Here is a 16,990-nt window from a genome sequence, read left to right as displayed (position 1 = left end):
GCGATCAGTGGCGGGGAAGCTGCTCCCCCGGCGGTGAACTGTGCACGCCCGCACGGTACTTGGGGATCCGCAGGGTGATCTTCATGCCTGCGCCGACCCCCGTCTCGATCACGGGGCCGTACGCGTCCCCGTACACCTGCCGGATCCGCTCGTCCACGTTCGTCAGCCCGATGCCCGACGAGGAACCACCCCGCTCCCCGGCCAGGATCCGGCGCAGCAGGGCCGGATCCATCCCGACCCCGTTGTCCTCGACGGTGATCACGGCCTCCGCGCCCGCGTCCCGGGCGGCGATCGTGATCAGGCACTCCTCGGTGGAGTCCTCCAGCCCGTGCTTGACGGCGTTCTCCACCAGCGGTTGCAGGCAGAGGAACGGCAGTGCCACCGGCAGCACCTCGGGCGCCACCTGGAGGGTCACCTTCAGCCGGTCCCCGAACCGGGCCCCGGCCAGGGCCAGGTACTGCTCGATGGAGCGCAGCTCCTCGGCGAGCGTGGTGAACTCGCCGTGCCGCCGGAAGGAGTAGCGCGTGAAATCGGCGAACTCCAGCAGCAGGTCCCGGGCCCGCTCCGGATCCGTGCGGACGAACGAGGCGATCGCGGCGAGGGAGTTGAAGATGAAGTGCGGGGAGATCTGCGCCCGCAGCGCCTTGATCTCCGCCTCCATCAGCCGGGTCCGCGAACGGTCCAGCTCCGAGAGCTCCAACTGGACGGATACCCAGCGCGCGACCTCCGTCGCGGCCCGCACGAGCACCGCCGACTCCCGTGAACCGTAGGCCACGAGCGCGCCGAGCACCCCGTCCTCGCCGGTGAGCGGGGCGAACACCGCCCACTTCAGGGGGCAGTCCGGCCGTGTGCACTCGGTCCGCACGCTCTGGCTGCGCCCCGAGTCCAGCATGACGGCGACCCGGGCCATCGCCCGCCGCTGGTGGTGGTCGGCGCCCGGCCCGTCCCAGGCCAGCACGGCCTCCCGGTCGGTGAGGCACAGGGCCTCCGTGCCCAGCAGGGAGCGCAGCCGTCTGGCGGCCTTGCGGGCGGCGTCCTCGGTGAGCCCGGCGCGCAGCGGGGGAGCGGCGAGCGAGGCGGTGTGCAGGGTGTGGAAGGTGGCCCGCTCCACCGGGGTCCCGAGGTCGAGGCCGGCCGCCCGTTCGCCGCGCCGGGCGTGCCACCGGCCGCCGGCCCAGCCCAGGGCCGGCAGCAGGACCGCGCCCGCCGCCGCGAGGACCGCGAGCACCGCTCCGGTCATGGAGCACCGCCCGCGCGGGCGCCGGATCCGGAACCGGATCCGGAACCGGGCCCGGAGCCGGTCGCGGGTCCCGCCCCCGCCCCGGTCACGCTCTCCGGCAGGTGCAGCCGGGCCAGCGTCGTCGCCGTCCCCGCCGGGATCCGCGACCGGGTGGCCAGCGACACGAACACCATCGTCAGGAACCCCAGCGGTACCGACCACGCCGCCGGCCATGCCAGCAGCGTGTGCGCCCAGCCCGCCGCCGGCAGCCCGGCCCGCGTCGCCAGCACCGCGCCCAGCGCCGCCCCGCCGCCGGTGACCAGCCCCGCCACGGCACCCGGCGGGGTCAGCCCGCGCCACCAGATGCCCAGCACCAGCAGGGGGCAGAAGGACGAGGCCGACACCGCGAAGGCCAGCCCCACCGCGTCCGCCACCGGCACGTCGGTCAGCGCCACGCTCCCGGCCAGCGGCACCAGCATCGCCACCAGCACCGCGATCCGGAACGTCCGCACCCCGCGCGCCGGCAGCACGTCCTGGTGCAGGACCCCGGCCACCGCCATGGTCAGCCCCGAAGCCGTCGACAGGAACGCCGCGAACGCGCCCCCCGCCAGCAGCGCCCCCAGCAGGTCGCCGAGCACCCCGCCCAGCATCCGCTCCGGCAGCACCAGCACCGCCGCGTCCGCGTCCCCGGTGAGGGCGAGTTCCGGTGCGTAGGTCCGGCCGAGCACCCCGTACACCGGCGGCAGCAGGTAGAAGCAGCCGAGCAGCCCGAGCACCACCAGCGTGGTGCGCCGCGCGTCCCGGCCGTTGGGGCTCGTGTAGAAGCGCACGGCCACGTGGGGCAGGCCCATGGTGCCGAGGAAGGTGGCCAGCACCAGCCCGTACGTCGCGTACAGGCCGAGCGCCGGCCGGCCCCCGTCCAGCGGCTCGGACCAGCGGGACGCGCCCGGCCCGGATATCGCCCGGGTCTGCGGGACCCGGGTGTCCGCGGCGAACTCCAGCCGCGCCCGGGCCCGTACGGAGTGCTCCCCCGGCTCCAGCGTCAGCGGGGCCGAAGTGTAGGTCCGCCCGTCCACCTGCCCGGTGACCTTCAGCGCCAAGGGCGCGTCCAGGGACAGCCGTACATCCTCGGCGAGCGTGACGGCGGTGTGCTCGCGGAAGACCGCCGGGGCGTCGAAGGAGGCGCGGGGCGCGCCGTCCCCGGCCCAGGCGGCGAGCAGGAAGAAGGCGGGCACCAGCAGCGCGGTGAGCTTGAGCCAGTACTGGAAGGCCTGCACGAAGGTGATGCTCCGCATCCCGCCGGCCGCGACGGCCGCGGTCACCACGAACGCGACGACCACCCCGCCCACCCAGTGCGGGGCCCCGGTCAGGATCTCCAGGGTCAGCCCGGCGCCCTGCAACTGCGGCAGGAGGTACAGCCAGCCCACCCCGACCACGAACAGCACCGCGATCCGGCGCACCGCCTGCGACTCCAGGCGGGCCTCGGCGAAGTCGGGCAGCGTGTAGGCCCCCGAGCGCCGCAGCGGGGCCGCCACCAGCGCCAGCAGCACCAGGTATCCGGCGGTGTAGCCGAGCGGGTACCAGAGCATCTCGGGCCCCTGGAGCAGCACCAGCCCGGCCACTCCGAGGAAGGAGGCCGCGGAGAGGTACTCCCCGCTGATCGCGGCCGCGTTGAGCCGGGGACCCACCGTCCGCGAGGCGACGTAGAAGTCGGAGGTGGTCCGCGATATCCGCAGGCCCAGCGCGCCGACCAGCACCGTGACCAGGACGACGACGGTGACCGCGGTCAGCGCGTACGTCTGGTTCAACGGTCGGTCCCTTCGGCACGGGGGAGGAGGGGGTACCGGAGTCTACGCACGCCCGCGGACCGGGCAACAGGCGTGATCCCGGCCGATCCCGAGGGCTCCCACCGGCCGAAACAGGTGGGTCAGCGCGCGGGGTCGCGATGCTCGGCGCAGTCCCGCAGGGCGATCTCCAGCTCCACGTACGAGTCCTCGGCGCGCCGGAAGGCCAGTGTCAGGGCCGCCTCCGCGCGGGGCGGCAGCTGCTGCCGGACCCCCTCGTTGGCCTCGTACAGTACGTCGGCCCAGCGCGCGGCGGCGCTGCGCAGCCGGGCGAGCAGCACCTCGGCCTCGGCGGGGCCGGCGGGCCGGGTCCGGGGCAGTACGGCCAGCGCGTCGAGCAGCGCCTGGATCTCGGCCATCCGCACCCCCTGCTCGTTCCGGCCTGTTCCTTCCGGACCGGCGGCTCCACGATAGGTGCGGGCCGGGCCGGCTGCGGGCGCTGACGCCCGCCCTGCGACCGACGGCAGCGGTGGGGCGCCGTACGCCCCTCGCGGTGCGACGAACGGCGCCCCCGCACGCCGGACGGTCGCCGCGGCCACCGGTCGGCCGAGTGGCTATCCGGTCGCCTGGCGCATCAGCAGGTCCCGCAGCTGCCGGGCGTGGCGGCGGCTGACCTGGAGCTCCGCGGATCCGACACGGACGCTGGTGGTGCCGGCGTCCAGCCGGAGCTCGTCGATCCGGCCCAGCGCCACGAGGTGGCGGCGGTGGATGCGGACGAACCCGCGCGGCGCCCAGCGCTCCTCCAGCGTGGAGAGCGGGATGCGGACCAGGTGGCTGCCCTCGTCGGTGTGCAGCCGGGCGTAGTCGCCCTGGGCCTCGACGTACGCGATGTCGGCGATCGCCACGAACCGGGTGACGCCGCCCAGTTCGACGGCGATCTGGTCCGGGGTGCGGTCGGCGACGGTGACCTCGGGGGCGGGGCGGCGCTGCACCGGGACGGCCGGGCCGGCCGGTTCCGCGGGCTCGGCCGGCTGCGCGGCGGCCCGGCCGAGCTGGGCGCAGGCCCGCCGGACGGCCTCGGCCAGCCGCTCCGGACGGACGGGCTTGAGCACGTAGTCCACGGCCTTGAGGTCGAAGGCCTGTACGGCGAACCCCTCGTGCGCGGTGACGAACACGATCAGCGGCGGCTGCGCGAAGCCGGCCAGCAGCCGGGCGATGTCGAGGCCGGTCAGCCCCGCCATGTGGATGTCGAGGAAGACCACGTCGATGCCCTCGGGCCCGTCCGGGCCGGTCTCCAGGGCCCGGGTGATCCGCCGCAGGGCCTCGGTGGCGTCCGAGGCGCCCTCGGCGCTGAGCACCCGGGGGTCGGAGCGCAACAGGTAGAGCAGTTCCTCGAGGAGCGGCTTCTCGTCGTCGACGGCCAGTACGCGCAGCATGCGGTGGAGTCTATGGACGAGTGCGCCGCGGCGAAACGGTGCGCGGCCCGCCTGCCGGGGGGAGGGGGCAGGGGGCCGCGCGGCTCGAGAGTGGGGGAGGAGGGATCAGGAGGTGGCGATCAGGAGGTGGTGATCAGCTTGCCGTCGGGGGAGACCGCGTACCAGGTGCCGCCGACGCCCTGCCCGTTGATGTCGCCGGCCTTCTTGTCACCCGTGAAGGTGTAGACGGGCCAGCAGTCGATGGCCTGCTGCTTCATGCCGTCGGGGCGGTTGAGCACCGAGTAGCCCTTCTCGACGATGCCCTTGGCGTTCGCCTTGTCCACCGGGGGCACGACCGGCCACTTGGCGACGCAGTCGCCGGTGCAGTTGGAGGCCATCGGCCAGGCGGTGTCCTTCTTGAAGCGGTAGACCGTCATGCCGTTGCCGTCGACGATGTGCTCGCCGAGCTTGGGGTCCTTGGCCACGGTCAGAGCCCCCTGGGCCGGCTGCGCGCCGCCCGCCTCGGGCGTGGCACCGGTTGCGGGAGCGGCGCCGGTCGCGGGCGTGGCGCCGGTCGCGGGAGCGGCGCCCGAGCCTCCCGCCGCCTTCGCGGCCTTCTTGCCGTCGGGGGCGAAGGCGAACCAGGTGCCGCCGACGCCCTGCCCGTTGGTCTCGCCGGCCTTGGTGTCCTTGCTGTAGCGGTACACCGGCCAGCCGGCGACGGTCAGCTGCTTGCTGCCGTCGGTGCGGACGACCTCGCCCAGCAGCGCAGCGTCCATGCCCGTGGCAGCGGTGGCGTCGCCGGCCGGGACGGCGGGCCAGGCCTTCGCGCAGTCCCCGTCGCAGTTGGACTTCGGCGGCTTGGCGGTGTCCTTGTCGAAGCGGTAGAGGGTGAAGCCGGCACTGTCGGCGAGGACGGAGCCGATCTGCTCGTTCTGGGCGATCGCCAGCTGCCCGGCGCCCTTGGCACCCGCACCGGCGGCGTCTCCCGCACCGGCCGTGGATCCCGCGCCGTAGTCGGAGCCGTAGTCGCCGGCTCCGGAAGCGGGGGCCGCGGACGCGGCCCCGGCCGGCTTCGCGTCCCCTCCCTTGGCGTAGTCCCCGCCGCCGCAGGCCGTCGCGGTGAGGGTGACGACGACTGCCACGGCGGCCAGGGTGGTTCCGCGCTTGATGCCCATCTTGATCTCTCCCACGTGTGGTGTCTCCGTGTCCGCCGCCCGTCCCCGGTGCGTCGGCAACTGTGTGAAGGACACGCCCTGTTGGGGTCGATCTGTTCAAGGAGATTCGTGTGGGCTGTTTCACTCATCCCGTACCGAACCCGGCGCGCCGCAGAGCCGTGACCACAGCGAGGCCGAGTACTTGGTGTCCGGTGTCATCGGGGTGCAGTCCGTCCGCCAGGTGCTCCGGACCCAGCACGTCGCGGCCCGGCAGCAGGGCGAGGCGGTCGTCCCCGGCGGCGATCCGGTCGAGGGCGGCCCGCTCCATCGCATCGCGCAGGGCCCCCAGGGTGGCGCCGAGCCGGTTCGGGGTGCGCTCGGCGTCGGGCCGCAGCACGGGGGAGACCAGCAGCAGCGGGGTCCGGGGATGCCCCTGGCGGACCAGGTCGAGGAACGCCCGCGTGGTCTCGTACAGCAGGGGCGCCGAAAAGGGCACGCGGGACCAGCAGTTGGTGCCGAAGGCGAGGGTGAGGACATCGGCCGGGAGCCCGGCGAGCTGCTCGGCGGTGGCGAGTTCCCCGCGGGCGGCGCCCGCGTACCCGAGGTTGACGGTGTCCCAGCCCAGCGCCCGGCCGGCGACCGCGGGCCAGCCGTGGGCGGGCCGGGTGGACCACCAGCCCTCGGTGATCGAATCGCCGTGCACCACCCAGCGGGGTGCGGGCGGCGCCGGGGCCACGGCCCCGCCGACCCCGCGCAGCCCGAGGATCAGCGGGGATTGCCCCTCGGGCGGGTGGAGGGTGAACGGGCCGGGCCCGCCCGGGAGTTCGATGCGTACGACGGCTTCCGCTGCCGGTTCGGTCCACACCTCCCGGACCACCCCGTGGCGGTCCCACAGGGCGAAGCCGTGCGCGAGGTCGCGCAGCGCGTCGGTGGGGCCGGGCACGGTCGCCCGGTAGCGGATTTCCACCGCGTGTGCCGCGTGCGCCGTGAACTCCAGACGCACCCCTATCGGGAGGGTGGCCCGCTCGCCGGTGTCCCAGGGCAGCCGCATGCTGTCCGCCGGGTCGGCCCGTACCGGGCGCCCTTTGTCGAGCCAGGCGACTCCGCGCAGGAACGGCCCCGGGTCCAGCCAGTGCGTGGCGGTGCTCTCGGCGTTCACTGCGCGCCTCCGGTCGTCAGGTGGGGAGCCGGTGCCGGAGGGGGGTCCGCAGCCCCCCGGTGCCACCGCGTTCACCCGTACCCCGCGCGGGCCCGGTTCCACCGCCGCGGGGTGCACCTGTGCGATCGGGCCGGCCCCGGCGGCATGCTGCGGCGGATCTGACGAAGTGTCAATGGTGGAGGTCAGGGCGTCGTGCGCACTGATCGATCATCCGTGCGCAACAAAGGACCATCCAGGACAGATCCGCGCAACGATCGTGCGGCAATGTGCAAGGATGGTGCATTACGGGCGGTATCACTCAGCTCGTAGGCTCACTCGCTGTACGTGGAGTGGCGTGGACCGCCTGCTCGGCGGTCCTCCCCATGCCCAGGCTCATGTCTGTGTCCTGCTCCGGACCGCTGCGGTCGATGCCTCAGTCCCCATCCGCAGTGTCAAAGGAGTCCCCTCGTGCTCGAAACCGGCCAGGCGCCACCGCTCGCCACCGAGCCCCGCAAGCCCGTGAACCCTCTGCTGCGCCGCAAGCCGGTCGAGCAGATGGTCGCGGAGGGCGGTCAGGGCGAGGGCGGCACCCTGCGCCGCTCGCTCACCATGTGGCAGCTGACCATGATCAGCGTCGGCGCCACCCTGGGCACCGGCATCTTCGTCGTGCTCGGCGAGGCGGCCCCCAAGGCCGGCCCGGCCGTGACGATCTCCTTCATCATCGCGGGCCTGACCGCGCTCTTCTCGGCCCTCTCCTACGCCGAGCTGGCCGGATCGGTGCCGGTCTCCGGCTCCTCGTACTCGTACTCGTACGTCACCATGGGCGAGTTCATCGCCTGGATCTGCGGCTGGTGCCTGGTCCTGGAGTACGCCGTGTCCGTCGCGGCGGTCGCCGTCGGCTGGGGCCAGTACCTCAACGAGCTGCTCGACGGGACCATAGGCGTCACGATTCCCCAGGCCGTCTCGGCGCCGCTGGGCGAGGGCGGCTTCATCAACCTGCCGTCGCTGGTCGTCGTCCTGCTCGCCATGGTCTTCCTGATGCGCGGCGCCAAGGAGAGCGCCACCGTCAACTCGATCATGGTCGGGGTGAAGATCGTCACCCTGCTGCTCTTCATCGGCATCGGCGTCATGGGCATCAAGTCCGGCAACTACACCCCGCTGGCCCCGCTCGGCGTCACCGGCATCAGCGCCGCCGCCTCCACGCTCTTCTTCTCGTACATCGGCTTCGACGCCGCCTCCACCGCCGGCGAGGAGGCCAAGAACCCGAAGAAGGACCTGCCCCGCGCGATCATGCTCTCGCTGGGCATCGTCACCATCCTGTACGTGCTCGTCGCCTTCGTCGCCGTCGGCGCCCTGCCCTGGAAGGACTTCGAGGGCACCGAGGCCGCGCTGGCCCAGATCATGACCAACGTCACCGGTGACAGCTTCTGGGGCGTCGTCCTCGCCGCCGGCGCCGTCGTCGCCATCTTCTCCGTCGTCTTCGCCGTCCTCTACGGCCAGACCCGCATCCTCTTCGCGATGTCCCGTGACGGCCTCGTCCCCAAGGTCTTCGCCAAGGTCGACGAGAAGACCGGCGCCCCCCGCGCCAACGTGGTGATCGTCTCCCTGTTCTGCGGCGCGCTCGCGGCGTTCATCCCCCTGGGTGAGCTCGCCAACGCGACCAGCATCGGCACCCTCTTCGCCTTCGCCCTCGTCAACGTCGCCGTCGTGATCCTGCGCCGCACCAAGCCCGACATGGCGCGCACCTTCAAGGTGGCTTGGTTCCCGGTCACGCCGATCCTCGGCTTCCTCGCCTGCGCCTACATGATGTACAGCCTGCCGGCCGCGACGTGGGTCGCATTCGGTGTCTGGATGGCCGTCGGCCTCGTGGTCTACTTCCTGTACGGCATTCGCCGCTCCCGACTGGCCACGGCAGAGAAGTGATCCACCCGCAGTGCGACTGAACGATCTCGACGAACGCATCGTGCACGCCCTCGCCGAGGATGCCCGCCGCTCCTACGCGGACATCGGCTCCGAGGTCGGACTCTCGGCCCCGGCCGTGAAGCGGCGCGTGGACCGGCTGCGGGCCGAGGGAGCCATCACCGGCTTCACCGTCCGTGTCGACCCCGCCGCCATGGGCTGGGAGACCGAGGGCTTCATCGAGATCTACTGCCGCCACAACACCTCGCCGGACGACATCCGGCGGGGGCTGGAGCGGTATCCCGAGGTGGTGTCCGCGTCGACCGTCACCGGCGACGCGGACGCACTCGTCCAGGTCTTCGCCTCCGACATGCGGCACTTCGAGCGGGTGCTCGAGCGCATCGCGGGCGAGCCCTTCGTGGAGCGCACCAAGTCGGTGCTCGTGCTCTCCCCGCTGCTCCGCCGCTTCACCTCGGGCGCGCCGGCCTGACCGCACACCCCGGACAACCCTGCGCCCCGGCATCACGATGCCGGGGCGCAGCCGCGTCCACGGGCGGTTCTGCCGTACGGGCGCGCACGGCAGAACCGCCGCAAGGGCCCGCCACGGCGGGGCCGTAAGCGAGGCCCGCACACCGGGCACGTACGGGAGGCCCGCCCGGCCGCGTCGCAGGCCCTACCAGGCCGGCTCACAGGGACCCGCGGGCGGCGTTCAGCGGTGCCCGGCGCTCACGCGCGCCGCATCGGTGCGGCCGGCCGGCCCCAGCAGGGCCCGGCGTTCCTCCTCCGTCAGCCCGCCCCACACCCCGAACGGCTCGCGGGTCCGCAGCGCGTGCTCCAGGCATGCGGCGCGCACGGGGCAGACCGCACAGACCCGCTTCGCGGCCTCGTCGCGGTCCTCCCGCTCCTCGCCCCGCTCACCGGCCGGATGGAAGAACCGGCCGGTGCCCAGATCCCGGCAGGCGGCCCGCAGCTGCCACTGCCAGTGATGGTGTGCTGCGCCGGGCAGATGTGAGACGTCGGTCATGGCATTTCCTTTCCGTGGATTACCCACGCGTCTGACCGCTCCCCGCCCGTGTAATCCCCGCTGCCGAGCCGGAGGCGATCCGTTCTGTGAATCCGGCCACCGGACAGCGCCCCGAACAACCCCAAACCGGGCGATCCCCAAGTGCAGGCCGCTGCCGCGCGATGGCGTTCAGTAGCATCTGCCGCATGCTGAACCACCTCGTACCCGGCCCGAGGCGCGAGGTTGCTCCGCCCCCCGCGTCCGCCGCGCCCCGCCCACGGCTGGAGGCCTTGGACGGGCTGCGCCTGCTTGCCGCGCTCATGGTGGTCTTCCACCACTACGTGGGGTTCGGCGGCAGTTCCGAGGCAGCGAAGAACGCCTGGGCCAAGCCGGTCGACGTGGTTTTCCCCACCGCATCGTGGCTGGCCTCGTACACCTGGACCGGGGTCGAGTTCTTCTTCGTCATCAGCGGCTTCGTGATCTGCATGAGCAGCTGGGGGCGGAGCCTGGGCGACTTCTTCACGTCCCGCGTGGTCCGTCTCTATCCCGCGTACTGGTTCGCCGTGCTGGCCACCACCGCGGTGGTCACGCTCTGGCCGGTGGTCCTGCACCCGCTGGGCATGAAGGACGTACTGCTCAACCTCACCATGCTGCAGGAGTCGTTCCGCGTCGGCTCGGTGGACGCCGTGTACTGGACGCTCTGGGTCGAGATCCGCTTCTACCTGCTCTTCGCCCTGGTGGTGTGGAAGGGCGTGACCTACCGCCGGGTGGTCCTCTTCTGCGCGCTGTGGACGATCGCCTCGGTACTGGTGACGGCCGGGCGGGCACCCTTCGCCGACTACATCGTCATGCCCGAGTACTCGCCGTACTTCATCGCCGGTGTCGCGATGTACCTGATGCACCGCTTCCGGCCGACCCTGCTGCTGTGGGGCATCGTCGGCATCTCGTGGCTGTTCTCGGTCCGCCAGGTCAGCCTGTACAACGACAACCTGGCGGGCAGCCTCGGCCGGACGATGGACGCCAAGCCCGCGATCGCACTGATGACCCTCGGCTACCTGGTGATGCTCCTGCTCGCCCTCGGCCGGCTCTCCTGGGTGCGCGGCAAGTGGCTGACCGTGGCCGGAGCGACGACCTACCCGCTCTACCTGCTCCACGAGCACATCGGCTGGACGGGCATCCGGCTGCTCCGCCACCACCTCTCGCCGTGGGCGCTGGTCACCGTGATGACACTCGGCATGGTCCTCGCCGCCTGGCTGGTCCACCGCTTCCTCGAACGCCCCCTCTCCGCACTCCTGAAGCGCGGGCTCCGGCGCGCCCTGGAGTCGGCCCGCCACCACTCGGGCGCCCCGGCGGGCGGCTAGCGACAGCGCGGTGAGGGCGGCCCGTACGGACCGCCCTCACCCCACGGTGCGGGGCACCGGCGCACCCTCAGACCTGCTGCTCCGGGGTACGCACGCCTATGAAGTACGGGCGGCGGCGGAGGGTGAATCCCATCGACTCGTAGAGGGCGATGGCTCCCGTGTTGTCCGCCGCCGCGTGCAGGAACGGGCGCTCGCCGCGCTCCCGGATCCCGGCCGCCACCGCCCGGACCAGCCGGCCCGCGAGCCCCTTGCCCCGGTGGTCCGGGTGCGTGCACACCGCGCTGATCTCCGACCAGCCCGGCGGCCTCATCCGTTCCCCCGCCATCGCGACGAGCCGGCCCTCGTGCCGGATCCCGAGGTACGTGCCCAGCTCGACGGTGCGCGGCAGGAACGGCCCCGGCTTCGTGAGGTCGACCAGCTCCCGCATCTCCGGTACGTCGGCAGGCCCCAGCAGGACCGCTTCGGGCGCGGCCTCGGCCCGTACCGCCCCGCCGTCCAACTGCACGCCCGGTACGGAGGCCTCCGTCGTCCACCCCGCGGGCGGCGTCGGCAGCCCGGTGACCCAGACGGTCGCGCCCGGCCCGGCCAGCGCGGCCAGATCGGCCCAGGCGTGCGGGTCGTCCGGGTCCGCGAGCGCGGCGAACGGCGAGGCCGCCGCGACGTAGCGGGCCGCCAGGCCCCGGGGCCCGGTCTCGGCGAAGGCACTGCTCGGGCCGTTCAGCGCGGCCCAGACCGGATTGTCGAGTACGTCGAGTACGCGGCCGGGTGCGGCCGTGTCGGTGTCGGGCGACATGGGGTGGCGAACTCCTTCCCTCGGCAGCGGGCACAGGCCGCCGTCCACCACCTTCTTGACGGCCCAGCGCACCGCCACGAGACTGCTGGTGACGACGGTCACCCGAGTCAGCGTCCGTCGCGGGCGGATTTATGCCCCAAGGGCGGGACGGAGCCGGTGGTGATGGCCAGGACGGCGGTCGCGGAGGCGCAGATCCTCCGCCGCTGGTGGCTGACCCGGCGCCTGCACATCGACCTCCTGCGCGTGTGCAGCGCATCGCGCCCGAGCGCCTGACCGATCCTCCCGTACGCCGCGCACGGCCTCCCCGCAGCGCCCGCGCCGCCGGCGCATCCGCCGCCGCACGCCGCACGCCGCATCCGCCGCCGCACGCCGCCCACGCCGCGTACGACTTCCCGCACGGCCCCTGTGACCCGGCGCGCGCCGCGCCGCCGGGACGTCCGCCACGCCTTCGCGCGCCTGCCCCAGGAGAGTCATGCTCCACATGGTCCTGCCCCGTACCGGTCCGGCCCCCGTCCTGCGCGGCCGCATCGGCTCCGGCTTCTCCCCGGTACCGCACCGCTACCGCCTCTACCTGTCCGCCGGCTGTCCGCGTTCCGTGCGCGTCTCGGCCGCCCTCGCCCGGCTGGGCCTGGAGCGCTCCGTGGCCACCACCCTGCTCGGCCCGCCCGCCTCGTACACCGCGCTGCGCCGGGCCTACGAGTCCGCCGGACACTACGACGGCACGCTGGCCGTCCCCGCCCTGTGCGACACCTGGAGCGGCCGCATCGTCGGCAACGACACGGGCGATATCCTCGACGACCTGCGGCGACTGCGCGCCCACCCGGCCTTCCGCGCTGCCACGTAGACCCCCGGGCAAACGGAACCACGGGGGCCCCGCGCAACGAATCTCCGGCCGCGCCCCGAAACACGCAACGAATCGATGCGCGGAGCGCAACGGTCACGGCTTGTCGGGGTCGAACGCCCGAACGTACCTTCAAGAGGACCCCCAGCACTCCTGTCACAGAGGTACGCCCATGCCCCCGCTGCGCACCGCCCTCCTCCAGAGCTCCGGACGGCTCGGCGACACCGCCGAGAACCTGAAGGCGCTCGACGAGGCCGCGGCCCGCGCCGCACGGGCGGGGGCCGGGCTCCTCGTGACCTCGGAGATGTTCCTGACCGGCTACGCGCTGGAAGTCCGGGACATCGCCACCCTCGCCGAGGCGGCCGACGGCATGTCGGCCCGCGCCATCGGCGAGATCGCCCGCCGCCACGGGGTCGCCGTCCTGTACGGCTACCCGGAGCGGGACGGCGACACCGTGTACAACGCGGCCCAGCTCGTCGGCCCGGACGGGGTCCGGCTGGCGAACTACCGCAAGACCCACCTGTTCGGCTGCTTCGAGCAGGAGGCCTTCACGCCCGGCGACACCCCCGTCGTCCAGGCGGACCTGAACGGCCTCCGCATCGGCGTCATGATCTGCTACGACGTGGAGTTCCCGGAGAACGTCCGGGCCCACGCGCTGGCCGGCACCGACCTCCTCCTGGTGCCGACCGCGCAGATGCACCCGTTCCAGTTCGTCGCCGAACAGCTCGTCCCCGTACGGGCCTTCGAGAACCAGATGTACATCGCGTACGTCAACCGCACCGGTCCGGAAGGCGAGTTCGAGTTCGTCGGACTCAGCTGCCTGGCGAGCCCCGACGGGGTGACCCGGACCCGGGCCGGCCGCGGCGAGGAGCTGGTGATCGGCGAGGCCGATCCCGAGCTGCTGCACGCGTCGCGCGAGACCAACCCGTACCTGCGCGACCGCCGCCCCGGGCTCTACGCCTCCCTCGTCTGAGCCCTGCCAGCGCCCTCCCCCCTGCCCCGCCCCCGCAAGGAGCCGTACCCCATGACGTCCACGGTGCCCACGACCGCCGTCCCGCACAGCGACGGACAGCCGCCGATCACCATGTTCGGCCCGGACTTCCCGTACGCGTACGACGACTTCCTCGCCCACCCGGCGGGCCTGGGCCAGATACCGGCGACCGAGCACGGCACCGAGGTCGCCGTCATCGGCGGCGGTCTGTCCGGCATCATCTCCGCGTACGAGCTGATGAAGATGGGCCTCAAGCCCGTCGTCTACGAGGCGGACCAGATCGGCGGCCGGCTGCGGACCGTCGGCTTCGAGGGCACCGGCACCGAGGGCCTGACCGCGGAGATGGGCGCCATGCGCTTCCCGCCCTCCTCCACGGCGCTCCAGCACTACATCGACCTCGTCGGCCTGGTCACCGAGCCCTTCCCGAACCCGCTCGCCGAGGCCACCCCCTCGACGGTCGTGGACCTCAAGGGCGAGACCCACTACGCCGAGACGATCGCCGACCTGCCGCAGGTCTACCGCGACGTCGCCGACGCGTGGAACGCCTGCCTCGACGAGGGCGCCGACTTCTCCGACATGAACACCGCGATGCGCGAGCGGGACGTCCCGCGCATCCGCGAGATCTGGGCCAAGCTCGTCGAGAAGCTCGACGACGAGACCTTCTACGGCTTCCTCTGCAAGTCCGAGGCCTTCCAGTCCTTCCGCAAGCGCGAGATCTTCGGCCAGGTCGGCTTCGGTACCGGCGGCTGGGACACCGACTTCCCGAACTCCATCCTGGAGATCCTCCGCGTCGTCTACACCGAGGCGGACGACCACCACCGCGGCATTGTCGGCGGCTCGCAGCAGCTGCCCCTGCGCCTGTGGGAGCGCGAGCCCGAGAAGATCGTCCACTGGGCCCAGGGCACCTCGCTGTCCTCCCTGCACGAGGGCGCCCCGCGCCCGGCGGTGACCCGCCTGCACCGCACGGCCGGCAACCGCATCACGGTCACCGACGCCTCCGGCGACATCCGCACGTACCGCGCGGCGATCTTCACCGCGCAGTCGTGGATGCTGCTGTCCAAGATCGAGTGCGACGACTCGCTGTTCCCGATCGACCACTGGACGGCGATGGAGCGCACCCACTACATGGAGAGCTCGAAGCTCTTCATCCCGGTGGACCGCCCGTTCTGGCTGGACAAGGATGAGGAGACGGGCCGCGACGTCATGTCGATGACGCTCACGGACCGCATGACCCGCGGCACCTACCTGCTGGACAACGGCCCGGACCAGCCGGCCGTCATCTGCCTCTCGTACACCTGGTGCGACGACAGCCTGAAGTGGCTGCCGCTGTCCGCGAACGAGCGGATGGAGGTCATGCTGAAGTCCCTCGGCGAGATCTACCCGAAGGTCGACATCCGCCGCCACATCATCGGCAACCCGGTGACGGTGTCGTGGGAGAACGAGCCCTACTTCATGGGCGCGTTCAAGGCCAACCTGCCGGGCCACTACCGCTACCAGCGGCGCCTGTTCACCCACTTCATGCAGGACCGCCTCCCCGAGGACAAGCGCGGCATCTTCCTCGCGGGCGACGACATCTCCTGGACGGCGGGCTGGGCCGAGGGCGCGGTCCAGACCGCGCTGAACGCGGTCTGGGGCGTCATGCACCACCTGGGCGGCTCCACGGACGGCACCAACCCGGGCCCGGGCGACGTCTACGACGAGATCGCCCCGGTCGAACTCCCGGAGGACTGACCTCCCCCGGCTACCGCCCGGAGCGGCCCCACCCCCGGCCGCTCCGGCCCCGTGACCACGGGCCGCCCCCGCGTACACAGCGCGGCGGCGGCCCGTTTTCATGCCCGGCGCCGCCAGATCAGCTTCCACCGCTCCGCCCGGGCGGCCAGTACGGCTCCCTCCCGCCCCGTGGGCCGGGAACCGAGGCCGACGCCGCACCCGGCGCAGAGGCGCTCGACGGAGTGTCCGGTACGCCACCGGGTGGTGCCCCGGTCCTCGGCGCAGACGGGACAGACCTGCGGGGGCCACGGACCGGCCGCCCGTGCGATGAGCGCCGCCGCGGCCGGCAGCGGCAGGTCCGGGTGGGACTCCGGGTCGGGGCAGTACAGGAGCCGCCACGGCTCCGGCGGGACGGCCACGCGGACACCGGCGGCCTTCTGGGCCAGGCGGCGCTCCTGCCAGGGCAGGAACTCGGCGAGCCACACCTGGCGGGCGCCGTGCAGCTCCTCCACTGCCCGCACCAGCGCCTGCGGATCCCGCTCCAGGTCCGAGGGGATTCCCGCGCTGCGGCACAGGTGGTGATAGGTCGCGCGCAGCCCGTACGGGGCGAACTCCGTCAGGCAGGTCCGCAGGGCGGAGAGCCGCCGGTACGGCGGACGGGACACGTCGTGCACGCGGCGCCGGTGCGTGGCGAAGCTGGTCATGCGCACGACCCTAGGCGCGGCCGATCCGCCCGCCGGCGGCGGGGCGGCGGGGCGGCGGGGAATGGGGCATGGGGGCATGGGGCATGGGGCATGGGGGCATGGGGCCGGACCATCGGGCCCCGGCCCTCAGCCCGTCGGGGTCAGGAGGCAGCGGCCGACCAGGCCCACGCCCGCATCCAGGGAGTCGGTGAACTCCTCCACCAGTTCGGGGGAGCGGCGCAGGGTCCACAGCAGGCGGGCCGCGGACCAGGCGGCGCCCCGGGCCCGGTCCAGGCTCCACGAACCGAGCAGGTGCGTCAGCGGGTCCGCGACCTCCAACAGGTCCGGGCCCGGCATCAGATCCTCCCGGATGTGCTCCTCCAGGGAGACCAGCGTGTCGCCGACCCGGTCGAAGTCCGCCTCCAGGGCCCGCGGTTCGCAGTCCAGCGCCCGGCACGTGGCCACCACCGCGAGCGCCAGGTCGTGCCCGATGTGCGCGTTGATCCCGGCCAGCGCGTGCTGGAGCGGCCGGACCCCCGGGTGGCGGCGGTACTGGAGCAGCGGCCGCCAGCAGGCCGGGGCCCGGTCCGCCTCCACCGCCGTCAGGTACCGCTCCGCGAACCGCACGCTCAGCGCCTCCGCCCGCCGCGGCGCCGGGAACTCCCCGTGGGAGATGCGCGCGTGGAGCGTCTCCGTCACCGTCAGGTACACCCGGTTGAAGACGGCGACGCCGTCCTGCGCGGGGAGCCGCTCGTCCATGGCGCGCATCCGCGCGAGCACCGCTTCCATGGGAGGCAGCGTCGCAGCCGGCGGAGCGGATCCGGGGAACTTGGCCGTGTCCTTCGCCGGTTCGGGCGAACCCGGCTCGGGAACGCGTGTCCCGCGCGGGCTGTTCACCCCGCCGATGCCGATGCCGATGCCGATGCCGATGACGGTGCCCGCCGCGGCCGGCACCGGGTTCAGCGGATTGCGCAGGTCCACCCCGCCGTTGATCCG

16 protein-coding genes are annotated in these 16,990 nt (G+C 73.1%); 6 read left to right on the top strand and 10 right to left on the bottom strand.

The annotated features are described in order from the left end of the window. Positions 1–4 precede the first annotated feature (4 nt). The 6 genes from AB0I68_RS21105 to AB0I68_RS21080 form a co-directional block, all read right to left on the bottom strand. Positions 5–1,240, bottom strand: a complete 1,236-nt coding sequence (locus AB0I68_RS21105) for a histidine kinase (RefSeq protein ID WP_363178854.1) — start codon at positions 1,238–1,240, stop codon at positions 5–7. Then, positions 1,237–3,027, bottom strand: coding sequence for a cation acetate symporter (locus AB0I68_RS21100; protein ID WP_363178853.1), 1,791 nt, complete (start codon positions 3,025–3,027; stop codon positions 1,237–1,239). Before AB0I68_RS21100 ends, AB0I68_RS21105 begins: the two co-directional genes overlap by 4 nt. 119 nt (positions 3,028–3,146) lie before the next feature. After that, entirely contained in the window at positions 3,147–3,422 is a 276-nt protein-coding gene (locus AB0I68_RS21095) for a hypothetical protein (protein WP_327282445.1), read from the bottom strand. 195 nt (positions 3,423–3,617) lie between these two features. After that, a complete protein-coding gene (locus tag AB0I68_RS21090) occupies positions 3,618–4,439 on the bottom strand; it encodes a LytTR family DNA-binding domain-containing protein (RefSeq protein WP_363178852.1) in 822 nt (273 codons plus the stop codon). A 119-nt stretch (positions 4,440–4,558) separates the two neighbouring features. Further along, positions 4,559–5,611, bottom strand: coding sequence for an SCO0930 family lipoprotein (locus AB0I68_RS21085; protein WP_363178851.1), 1,053 nt, complete (start codon positions 5,609–5,611; stop codon positions 4,559–4,561). 109 nt (positions 5,612–5,720) lie between these two features. Further along, positions 5,721–6,734 (bottom strand): GDSL-type esterase/lipase family protein, encoded by a 1,014-nt coding sequence (locus tag AB0I68_RS21080; protein ID WP_363178850.1) that lies wholly within the window; start codon positions 6,732–6,734, stop codon positions 5,721–5,723. A gap of 447 nt (positions 6,735–7,181) precedes the next feature. On the opposite strand from AB0I68_RS21080, the gene AB0I68_RS21075 reads away from it, so the two are divergent. Together AB0I68_RS21075 and AB0I68_RS21070 are read left to right on the top strand one after the other, a co-directional pair. Beyond that, positions 7,182–8,636, top strand: a complete 1,455-nt coding sequence (locus AB0I68_RS21075) for an amino acid transporter (RefSeq protein ID WP_363178849.1) — start codon at positions 7,182–7,184, stop codon at positions 8,634–8,636. Positions 8,637–8,646: 10 nt separating this feature from the next. Then, positions 8,647–9,102: an Lrp/AsnC family transcriptional regulator gene (locus AB0I68_RS21070; RefSeq protein WP_007262967.1), complete on the top strand. Its 456-nt coding sequence runs from the start codon at positions 8,647–8,649 to the stop codon at positions 9,100–9,102. A gap of 219 nt (positions 9,103–9,321) precedes the next feature. Here the strand turns inward: AB0I68_RS21070 and AB0I68_RS21065 are convergent, their stop codons facing one another. Next, the gene (locus AB0I68_RS21065; protein WP_363178848.1) at positions 9,322–9,636 is read right to left on the bottom strand and encodes a WhiB family transcriptional regulator; all 315 of its coding nucleotides are present in this window, start codon (positions 9,634–9,636) and stop codon (positions 9,322–9,324) included. A gap of 185 nt (positions 9,637–9,821) precedes the next feature. Here AB0I68_RS21065 and AB0I68_RS21060 point away from each other — a divergent pair, with 185 nt between their 5' ends. Then, positions 9,822–10,976: an acyltransferase gene (locus tag AB0I68_RS21060; protein WP_363178847.1), complete on the top strand. Its 1,155-nt coding sequence runs from the start codon at positions 9,822–9,824 to the stop codon at positions 10,974–10,976. A 67-nt stretch (positions 10,977–11,043) separates the two neighbouring features. On the opposite strand, the gene AB0I68_RS21055 is transcribed toward AB0I68_RS21060, so the two are convergent. After that, a complete protein-coding gene (locus AB0I68_RS21055; protein WP_363178943.1) occupies positions 11,044–11,769 on the bottom strand; it encodes a GNAT family N-acetyltransferase in 726 nt (241 codons plus the stop codon). A 472-nt stretch (positions 11,770–12,241) separates the two neighbouring features. Here AB0I68_RS21055 and AB0I68_RS21050 point away from each other — a divergent pair, with 472 nt between their 5' ends. The 3 genes from AB0I68_RS21050 to AB0I68_RS21040 all read left to right on the top strand — a co-directional run bounded on the left by AB0I68_RS21050 (position 12,242) and on the right by AB0I68_RS21040 (position 15,332). Then, positions 12,242–12,613, top strand: coding sequence for a hypothetical protein (locus AB0I68_RS21050; RefSeq protein WP_363178846.1), 372 nt, complete (start codon positions 12,242–12,244; stop codon positions 12,611–12,613). 169 nt (positions 12,614–12,782) lie between these two features. Beyond that, entirely contained in the window at positions 12,783–13,583 is an 801-nt protein-coding gene (locus tag AB0I68_RS21045) for a carbon-nitrogen hydrolase family protein (RefSeq protein ID WP_363178845.1), read from the top strand. A 51-nt stretch (positions 13,584–13,634) separates the two neighbouring features. Then, positions 13,635–15,332 (top strand): NAD(P)/FAD-dependent oxidoreductase, encoded by a 1,698-nt coding sequence (locus AB0I68_RS21040; protein WP_363178843.1) that lies wholly within the window; start codon positions 13,635–13,637, stop codon positions 15,330–15,332. 98 nt (positions 15,333–15,430) lie between these two features. On the opposite strand, the gene AB0I68_RS21035 is transcribed toward AB0I68_RS21040, so the two are convergent. Next, positions 15,431–16,015: a hypothetical protein gene (locus AB0I68_RS21035; RefSeq protein ID WP_363178842.1), complete on the bottom strand. Its 585-nt coding sequence runs from the start codon at positions 16,013–16,015 to the stop codon at positions 15,431–15,433. A 126-nt stretch (positions 16,016–16,141) separates the two neighbouring features. Further along, a complete protein-coding gene (locus AB0I68_RS21030; RefSeq protein WP_363178942.1) occupies positions 16,142–16,783 on the bottom strand; it encodes a DUF5995 family protein in 642 nt (213 codons plus the stop codon). Between the last annotated feature and the right edge of the window lie 207 nt (positions 16,784–16,990).

Source organism: Streptomyces sp. NPDC050448 (assembly GCF_040655295.1).
In the GTDB taxonomy this organism is placed as follows: domain Bacteria; phylum Actinomycetota; class Actinomycetes; order Streptomycetales; family Streptomycetaceae; genus Streptomyces.
This window is presented reverse-complemented; position numbering and strand designations above follow the sequence as displayed.

Bases quoted from the DNA above. Each gene is read 5' to 3' on its own strand.
- AB0I68_RS21040 (WP_363178843.1), top strand. From the start codon at position 13,635: ATGACGTCCACGGTGCCCACGACCGCCGTCCCGCACAGCGACGGACAG.
- AB0I68_RS21055 (WP_363178943.1), bottom strand. From the start codon at position 11,769: ATGTCGCCCGACACCGACACGGCCGCACCCGGCCGCGTACTCGACGTA.
- AB0I68_RS21030 (WP_363178942.1), bottom strand. From the start codon at position 16,783: ATGGAAGCGGTGCTCGCGCGGATGCGCGCCATGGACGAGCGGCTCCCC.
- AB0I68_RS21105 (WP_363178854.1), bottom strand. From the start codon at position 1,240: ATGACCGGAGCGGTGCTCGCGGTCCTCGCGGCGGCGGGCGCGGTCCTG.
- AB0I68_RS21035 (WP_363178842.1), bottom strand. From the start codon at position 16,015: ATGACCAGCTTCGCCACGCACCGGCGCCGCGTGCACGACGTGTCCCGT.
- AB0I68_RS21045 (WP_363178845.1), top strand. From the start codon at position 12,783: ATGCCCCCGCTGCGCACCGCCCTCCTCCAGAGCTCCGGACGGCTCGGC.
- AB0I68_RS21060 (WP_363178847.1), top strand. From the start codon at position 9,822: ATGCTGAACCACCTCGTACCCGGCCCGAGGCGCGAGGTTGCTCCGCCC.
- AB0I68_RS21090 (WP_363178852.1), bottom strand. From the start codon at position 4,439: ATGCTGCGCGTACTGGCCGTCGACGACGAGAAGCCGCTCCTCGAGGAA.
- AB0I68_RS21050 (WP_363178846.1), top strand. From the start codon at position 12,242: ATGCTCCACATGGTCCTGCCCCGTACCGGTCCGGCCCCCGTCCTGCGC.
- AB0I68_RS21095 (WP_327282445.1), bottom strand. From the start codon at position 3,422: ATGGCCGAGATCCAGGCGCTGCTCGACGCGCTGGCCGTACTGCCCCGG.
- AB0I68_RS21065 (WP_363178848.1), bottom strand. From the start codon at position 9,636: ATGACCGACGTCTCACATCTGCCCGGCGCAGCACACCATCACTGGCAG.